We start from the raw sequence: 3217 nt of genomic DNA on the forward strand, positions 1-3217 counted from the left end.
AAAAAATCCGGCAGCCACCTACTTTCCCGTGCCGTCTCCAGCACAGTATCATCGGCGTTGCGAGGCTTAACTTCCGTGTTCGGAATGGGAACGGGTGTTACCCTCGCTCTTTCGCCACCGGATTTGTTTCCTTCTCTATTCTCATCATTCTCTTGCTTTTCAGCAGCCTCGCAAGTGAATAGGGTAAGACCGGTTTTTTTCGGTCAAGCTCCTCGGGTCATTAGTACCGCCTTGCTCAACGCCTCACAGCGCTTACACATGCGGCCTATCTACCTGGTAGTCTACCAGGACCCTTACCACCTCTTCGGTGTGGGGTATCTCATCTTGGGGTGGGCTTCACGCTTAGATGCTTTCAGCGTTTATCCCATCCGGACTTGGCTTCCCAGCCGTGCCCCTGGCGGAACAACTGGTAAACCAGCGGTCCGTCCAACCCGGTCCTCTCGTACTAGGGTCAGCTCCCCTCAAATACCCTGCGCCCGCGGCGGATAAGGACCGAACTGTCTCACGACGTTCTGAACCCAGCTCACGTACCGCTTTAATGGGCGAACAGCCCAACCCTTGGGACCTACTTCAGCCCCAGGATGCGATGAGCCGACATCGAGGTGCCAAACCTCCCCGTCGATGTGGACTCTCGGGGGAGATCAGCCTGTTATCCCCGGGGTAACTTTTATCCGTTGAGCGACGGCTCTCCCACTTGATACCGCCGGATCACTAAGCCCGACTTTCGTCCCTGCTCGACCTGTCGGTCTCACAGTCAAGCCACCTTACCGCCTTTGCACTCCTACCGCACGATTTCCATCCGTGCTGAGGTGACCTTTGGGCGCCTCCGTTACCCTTTAGGAGGCGACCGCCCCAGTCAAACTGCCCACCTGGCAGTGTCCCATCACTCGGTTCAGAGTGTCTGGTTAGTGCCCCAGTGCACCCAGAGTGGTATCCCACCGCCGGCTCCAGGGAAGCTGGCGCCTCCCCTTCTCTGCCTCCCACCTATCCTGTACAGAGCACACCAGAACACAGTGCCAGGCTGCAGTAAAGCTCCACGGGGTCTTTCTGTCCAACCGCGGGTAACCAGCGTCTTCACTGGTACCACAATTTCGCCGGGCACACCGCCAAGACAGCGCCCAAGTCGTTACGCCATTCGTGCGGGTCGGAACTTACCCGACAAGGAATTTCGCTACCTTAGGACCGTTATAGTTACGGCCGCCGTTCACTGGGGCTTCGGTTCGGAGCTTTCCACCCCTCCCCTTAACCTTCCAGCACCGGGCAGGCGTCAGCCCCTATACCTCGCCTTTCGGCTTCGCAGAGACCTGTGTTTTTGATAAACAGTCGCTTGGGCCTATTCCCTGCGACCCTGAGCTCTTCACCCAGGGCACCCCTTCTCCCAAAGTTACGGGGTCAGTTTGCCGAGTTCCTTAGCGGTGCTTCACCCGTCCGTCTGTGGATACTCTCCTCGCCCACCTGTGTCGGTTTCCAGTACGGGCACCTGCCTTCGCCTACGCGACGCTTTTCTTGGCAGTGTGAAGCGCGGCACTTCGCCTACTATAACTTCGGCTCCCCATCACGGCTCACGGTTGTATGGGCGTGCGGATTTGCCTACACACCCCCGCTCGCCGCTTGGCCGGGGTCAACCAACACCCCGGTTGCCTGCTCCTCCTGCGTCCCGCCCCGTAGGTTAACCTCCGGCAGGTGGCTCAGGAATATCAACCTGATACCCATCAGCTACGCCTTCCGGCCTCGCCTTAGGCCCCGGCTAACTCTGGGCGGATTCGCCTTCCCCAGAAAACCTTGGGCTTCCGACGGGCAGGCTTCCCACCTGCCTCGCGCTACTTATTCCGGCATTCTCACTTCTGCCTCGTCCACCCTGGCTTTCGCCTTGGGCTTCTCCCTGCCGCAGAACGCTCCCCTACCGCTTAAAGCCGATTACCTCGGCTTTAAACCCGATGCTTCGGTGTGTGGCTTGAAGCCCCGAGTATTTTCGGCGCCCAGCCGCTCGACCAGTGAGCTGTTACGCACTCTTTAAAGGAATGGCTGCTTCTAAGCCAACCTCCTGGTTGTCTTCGCGACTGAACATCCTTCTCACACTTAGCCACACCTTCGGGACCTTAGCAGTCGGTCTGGGCTGTTCCCCTCTCGACCACGGACCTTATCGCTCGTGGTCTGACTCCCAAGGTTCCACCGCCAGCATTCGGAGTTTGATAGGGTTCGGTAACGTTTTTGCGCCCCTAGCCCAGTCAGTGCTCTACCTCCAGCGGCTACACCTTGAGGCTAGCCCTAAAGCTATTTCGGGGAGAACCAGCTATCTCCGGGTTCGATTGGAATTTCTCCCCTACCCTCAGCTCATCCGACGCCTTTTCAACGACGACCGGTTCGGGCCTCCATGTGGTCTCACCCACACTTCACCCTGGCCAAGGGTAGATCACCCGGTTTCGGGTCTACTTGCGCATACTCAATCGCCCTCTTCAGACTCGGTTTCCCTGCGGCTCCAGCGCTCTCTCGCGCCTTAGCCTCGCATGCGCAAGTAACTCGCCGGACCGTTCTTCAATAAGTACGACGTCAGGGACTTGTCGCCCCCTCCGTCTGCTTGTAGGCACAGGGTTTCAGGCTCTATTTCACTCCCCTCCCGGGGTTCTTTTCACCTTTCCCTCACGGTACTCGTCCACTATCGGTCACCGGTAGTATTTAGCCTTGGAGGGTGGTCCCCCCTGCTTCACACCAGCTTCCACGACACTGGTGCTACTCAGGATCAGAAGCACCACTTGACTTGCGCTTTTCGCCTACGGGGCTGTCACCCTCTACGGCTGGCCTTCCCAGACCATTCGGCTAAGCGCCTCAAGTGGCTTCGCGCTCCTGTCCTACAACCCCACCACAGACTTGCCGCCTGCGATGGTTTGGGCTCCTCCCCTTTCGCTCGCCGCTACTTGGGGAATCTCATCTTGATTTCTTCTCCTCGGGGTACTAAGATGTTTCAGTTCCCCCGGTCTCCCCTCGCATGCCTACTTGATTCAGCATGCGATGCCAGGTCTTCCACCCGGCAGGTTGCCCCATTCGGGAATCCACGGATCTACGCCTGCTTGCGGCTCCCCGTGGCTTTTCGCAGCTTGCCACGCCCTTCATCGGCTCCGGTGCCGAGGCATCCACCCTGCGCCCTTCACTCGCTTGACCTCCACAGACGAATATCTATCATCCGCCTACTACCAGCCTTACCCTATTCACTTGCCAA

2 rRNA genes are annotated in these 3217 nt (G+C 58.4%); both read right to left on the minus strand.

From position 1 onward, the window contains the following. Positions 1-5: 5 nt before the first annotated feature. A 5S ribosomal RNA gene (rrf, locus tag H964_RS03865) occupies positions 6-122 on the minus strand. A 77-nt stretch (positions 123-199) separates the two neighbouring features. Further along, a 23S ribosomal RNA gene (locus H964_RS03870) occupies positions 200-3159 on the minus strand. Positions 3160-3217: the final 58 nt, after the last annotated feature.

It is taken from the genome of Caldicellulosiruptor sp. F32, assembly GCF_000404025.1.
Lineage (GTDB): Bacteria > Bacillota > Thermoanaerobacteria > Caldicellulosiruptorales > Caldicellulosiruptoraceae > Caldicellulosiruptor > Caldicellulosiruptor saccharolyticus.